Genomic DNA, 5,211 nt, shown 5'->3' with positions numbered 1-5,211 from the left:
AAAACTGCCGGGTTCCAGTTTCAATGTGGCTAAATCACACAACGACTGGACCTCTTCGGGCAGATAAAGGGATAAAAATTCCCTGGCCGTTTCGGGCTGCGTTAAAAAATGTTTGAATAACGCGTCATGGTGAGGTCGTTTTTCTTTCTTTGCCACAATCCGTTTCTCTGTCTTATCAGTTAATCATCGCCACTCATTATCAAGGCTATAATATCTCTGGAAAACCCGCAATCAAGTTACAAAGAACATCTTCCCATATTTTCTCAGGCAGATCTTTACCGAATGCATTAATAGAAGAGCCTAAAGAATCAAATGCCAGAAAAGGAAAACCGGAAAAACATTATATTTACAACAACTACTCAATGAAAGCCATTCATTTAAATGAGTTTTTAACTTGTATTCACATAATAATAACCTCCTTATCAAAAAATCAATTAATTATATTTCTGTTAATAACACTCGATTTACCAAACATCTAAATAAATTAAAGTGTTAATTTATATAAAATAATTACATCATATTTTTCAGAAAAACAGAAACATATCCAAAAAATAAATGAAGAATTAATATTTTCATTGAAGAAAATTTATAACGGACTTTGCTAATAATCCTACGTCTTAAAACACGCTAAGAAAGTATCCTTACAAGTAAAAATAAACCTTGACTTATAATTTCCATTGTATATTTTTAGTGCATAATACTATTTTAAGCTAAATTCAAAACAACAGGTTACTCATTATGGATGCTTTAGATGAATTTTACGAAAGAAATCCTTCGGCCAGAGGATACTTGGATAACAGTACTAATGAAGAAAGAAAACTCCTAAAAATTCAAATGGATAAACAAAATGTGTTGATGATGCTTATGAACAGAGTTGCCGATAAATATGTAAAATGGAGTCTGGCTAAAGACCATTTTATCGGTGAAGTCATGGCCTATTGCCAAGAAAACACATCAAAGATAAATACCGGGGAGATCTCAATCTCTGAAGCAATAGCTTTATTAGACGAAGAAATCCGATCATTAGAAGAGCAAGATGCAATGCTTTCTCAAAAGAGTGTAAGGCAAGCCATTGTTGTAAAGAAAAAGGTAAACAGTGAAAATGCTAAAAGCAGGAATGATGAGACAGTTAATTTGATTGTCTCATGGATTGGATTTGTATCTGGCAGTATACAACTCATAGGTGGATTTCTTGCTATTGATAGCGGTGTTGGAGCAACACTTGGAGCATCATTGATGGCTCACGGCTTCAATAATGTTGTTGAAAGTGGTTATTATATCCTTTATCGCGAAAGCTATACTGGGCCAGTTAAATTCGTCTATGAAGGAATTGGAGAAAAAGCTTTTAGAATGGATAAACGCGATGCTGATGTGATATATACATCGGTTGATGTTGGAATGTCTCTCAATGGACTACTTGGCTACAAGCTTGAGCCAGATAGTCAACGATTGTATCGATATATAAATGCTGATCTTCTTGATGGTTTAAAACGACAAGGTATAGAGACAATGAATTACAAAGAGGTCGCTCTTGAAATTATAGGAGATGTGAACACTGTATATGGACAATACAAGTCATATTAGGGGGTAAAAATGGGCTACATATACATTATTTTTTCTTTACTCATACTTTATCCCCTATATTTCACTTTTAAAAAGCTGTTAATGTCTTATGACGTCTATGTTAACTTTTCAGCAGCATTGCTTTTGATAGCATTTATCGCGTTTCATCTATATGTCTTTAATTTCGACTATATTCCGTTTTTTGATGTATCTACTTCAGATGATGACTTTGTGTTTTATAGTTCTATTGTACTGGCTATATTGTGTAGTATTACATATATGATTGCACATGATAGAAGTAGAAAGAAGTTGTAATTGTTGAAAGTTAAATAGAACCTTCAAGCTTATGGTGATGCAGATACTATTTATAGACAATATATACCCTATTGATTTCAAGATGCATCGCGACGGCAAGGGAATGAATCCCCGGGAGCATAGCAAACTATGTGACCGGGGTGAGCGAGTGCAGCCAACAAAGAGGCAACTTGAAAGATGACGGGTATAGATCATATTAAGGAATAAGATAGAAATGAGCTATGCATATATCATTTTTTCATTACTCATACTTTATCCCCTATATTTTGCTTTTAAAAATCTTTTAATATCTGATAATGTCTATGTTAATTTCTCATCTTTATTACTTGCAATGTCATTTATTTGTTATCATCTATATGTTTTTAATTTTGATTACATTCCATTTTTCGATGTATCTACAACTGATAATGATTTTTTATTTTATAGCTCTATTGTTTTAGTTATTATTTACAATGTTGTATACATGATTGCTCATGGTAAATATTATAGGAAAAACAAATGGTAACTTTGCCGGTAAAACAACACTATTTTACCGGCAAATAAATTAATAAACGCGATCATCCCAAATACTATAAGCACTTGTCCCTGCTATATGATGAGTCCATGTGATACTCTTATAACGTAAAGATATCGTTTCCTGCGGCTGTGCGCCAGCATGTGTTATCGAATGGGGGTGATAAACAGCTAAATCAACTATCGTCGCCTCAATTACCTTTATAGTGTAATATAACTCCTGAATCCCGGATTGATTCGTTCTATAAATATCAAAGATACCGTCCAATACTTCATTTTCTGACATCGCTATTCCCAAAAGCGGTGACGATTTATCAACAGGTTTTTTAAATGTTATGGGATGGTGCTTGGCATGCTGATCCCAAGTTAAAGAATGATTAAGATTATATATGAATATCTGATCTGTATGATCTAATTGACCTTTATTTCCTATTGAATCTATCGATGAACAACCTGCCGATATCAATCCCTGCTTACGGCCCTTTAAAGTTAAATAGATTAAGTCTGACATATGTGCTCCTTATTAGCGTTAAAATGCCAACTACTAACTATTAGTAGGGCTTTCCATTCTACAGAAAAAAATACCCAATGGAATTAAAATCATTCCGATTTTATAGGTTAGAAATTAATTAAATTCAGCCATCAGTTAACATTGAAACACTTTATTACAATTATTATCAATTTGATACAATTAAAAACATTTAGCAACAATTTGTAGAAAATTATTTATATTTTCTGGTCTTCACTTATATTTAATACTTGTTGAACAATGGAATTAATATAATATGTTTACCTAATCTCTCAATCTGACTACATCTTCCAAGATGCAGCCAAAAAAGCGATTTAAAATATTATGAATCAACAAACTTAATTGGAAAAATATATGGAACACCAAAACCTAAACTTAAGTCCCAATGTTATACCCGAAGATAATCAGGAAGTATTCATTCCTGATGGTCAGTCCCTCAGTAGCATAGAAGGTGTAAAATGGATAGGCCAAGCATGGCAACTTGTCAAGAATAAATGGGGCATGTGGATACTGCTCTACATTATCTATTCTATGTGTATAGCTGGTTTAGTGCTTATTCCTTTCCTTGGGATATTTACCTGTATTTTTAACCCTGTATTTATCGGTGGCATGATTGCCGTGTGCGAAAAACAGAGGACTAGCGGAGAATTTGAATTAGGACTACTCTTTAGCGGATTTCAGAAAAATTTTGCGTCACTGCTCAGCGTTGGTACTTTAATGCTTGGTATTATACTCCTCGGTGTTATCGCAATGTTTATTGTCGGTGGTAGTGCCATAATTCATATCCTATTAGCCGCCGCTCAACATGGTGAAATCTCAGTAGAAATGCTCCAAAATAGTCTGCCCTCATTATTTCTTGGTGTTTTTATTCTGATGGTTTTCTCAATTGTGAATGCTGCATTGACCTGGTTTGCACCAGCGTTAATTGTCATCCATAACTTGAAATTTAGTGCTGCCGTATCAATGAGCTTGGCAGCGGTGAAAAAGAATTTATTGCCCGGTTTATTATTCTTTATCACCGTAACAGTCATTTTCATAATCTCGCTAATGACTTTTGGTTTAGGTTTTCTAATTTCTATGCCAGTACTTTTAGTCAGTTATTATTCCTCCTACCGCAGCATTTTTATCGGTAAGGAAAAATCATCCACATTTTAACTAGCTAAAAAATACTTAGGCTGACAAGCCTCGCTATTTAAAACGAGGTTTGTTTTTTTATGATGCCATTTTTCCCCGATTAAACTCGTTTAAGCTGCATTTTTATCACAGAGCGTCAACCACTTAAGGATCGTTCAAAACGAATAAAAAAATTCGAAGTTATACTGATATTGGAAGAAAAAACATCAGGGAAAACGGGTCTAAACTGATTAACAAAGTGACAAAATGACAAAATGACAAAATGACAAATCACTGCATTAAACAAACTTGCTTAAACAAAAGATTTTACATAGTTGTAATACGTTTTCGAAAAATCAGATAAGTCATTAAAAGAAGCCGGAAAATTCTTAGATTAACAGCAAAAAATAGAACCGTTTAACAAGATTAAAAACTATTAAAAAAATGGGCCTTGATTTTAATACCATTAATGCCAAACTTTAAAAAAGTACAGGCGCTAAAAATGGTTTATTCCCTGTCATGTTTAATACATTTATCGACGATTTTATCCCCCGCTCATTTTACATTTATTTAACCTGCCGTAATCATTTAAAAGCACAAATATAGAGTTATTAAAAATTTTATATAAAAAAGATTTAATTAAATATACGAATCCTGTTACTCACAGCATTATTATGTGGCATTGATTATGCCAAACCGCGATATCTTAAATACTCAAAATTAAACTTAATATAAAACAGGCATCAAAAGTGGTAAAAACAACCGTTAAAACCTTATACTGATTAAAATCAGAAGTTAAAACAATGATTTTTAATAACAGGTTTAAAATCGGCCTATCATAAATCTATCGTTGAAAAATGAAAAACAAAAATAGACTTTATTAATGCTTATATCCCATGAAAAAGGATAATAAGGATAATAAGGATAATAAGGATATAAATAGTTTAATCAGATAATCTATTTTCCAAAAACAACTATCTTTAATGATGTTTTCAACTACAAAAGTAAATTTTCTCATAAACCAGTTAAATAATCGATGATGAAAAATCGGCATTGAAATATAAATATTAGGTAGATTCACATAATAAGTGCAACATCGTTAATCTGGAAGTAAACATGTTCGTATTCCCTTAAATAATTCATTCGGTGTTTTCCCACCCCGTGTTTTTCGGGGGCGA

At 32.7% G+C, this 5,211-nt stretch carries 4 protein-coding genes; 2 read left to right on the top strand and 2 right to left on the bottom strand.

Going from position 1 to position 5,211, the window contains the following annotated elements:
* A partial coding sequence (locus ACGF5R_RS23470) for an Rpn family recombination-promoting nuclease/putative transposase (RefSeq protein ID WP_387693005.1) occupies positions 1-156 on the bottom strand: 156 nt, incomplete at its 3' end.
* Between the two features lie 582 nt (positions 157-738).
* On the opposite strand from ACGF5R_RS23470, the gene ACGF5R_RS23465 reads away from it, so the two are divergent.
* A complete protein-coding gene (locus ACGF5R_RS23465; protein WP_387693003.1) occupies positions 739-1,584 on the top strand; it encodes a DUF4225 domain-containing protein in 846 nt (281 codons plus the stop codon).
* Between the two features lie 838 nt (positions 1,585-2,422).
* Here the strand turns inward: ACGF5R_RS23465 and ACGF5R_RS23460 are convergent.
* Positions 2,423-2,902: an Hcp family type VI secretion system effector gene (locus ACGF5R_RS23460; protein ID WP_387693001.1), complete on the bottom strand. Its 480-nt coding sequence runs from the start codon at positions 2,900-2,902 to the stop codon at positions 2,423-2,425.
* 372 nt (positions 2,903-3,274) lie between these two features.
* Between ACGF5R_RS23460 and ACGF5R_RS23455 the strand changes: the two genes are divergently transcribed.
* Positions 3,275-4,075: a BPSS1780 family membrane protein gene (locus ACGF5R_RS23455; RefSeq protein WP_240000912.1), complete on the top strand. Its 801-nt coding sequence runs from the start codon at positions 3,275-3,277 to the stop codon at positions 4,073-4,075.
* The last annotated feature ends 1,136 nt before the right edge of the window (positions 4,076-5,211 follow it).

This window comes from Photorhabdus sp. RM71S (genome assembly GCF_042879355.1).
GTDB lineage: Bacteria > Pseudomonadota > Gammaproteobacteria > Enterobacterales > Enterobacteriaceae > Photorhabdus > Photorhabdus kayaii.
Note: the sequence above shows the minus strand (reverse complement) of the source record. Positions and strands in the feature narration are given on the sequence as shown.

Excerpts from the sequence above, each read along its gene's own strand:
- ACGF5R_RS23465 (WP_387693003.1), top strand. The coding sequence starts at position 739 with ATGGATGCTTTAGATGAATTTTACGAAAGAAATCCTTCGGCCAGAGGA.
- ACGF5R_RS23455 (WP_240000912.1), top strand. The coding sequence starts at position 3,275 with ATGGAACACCAAAACCTAAACTTAAGTCCCAATGTTATACCCGAAGAT.
- ACGF5R_RS23460 (WP_387693001.1), bottom strand. The coding sequence starts at position 2,902 with ATGTCAGACTTAATCTATTTAACTTTAAAGGGCCGTAAGCAGGGATTG.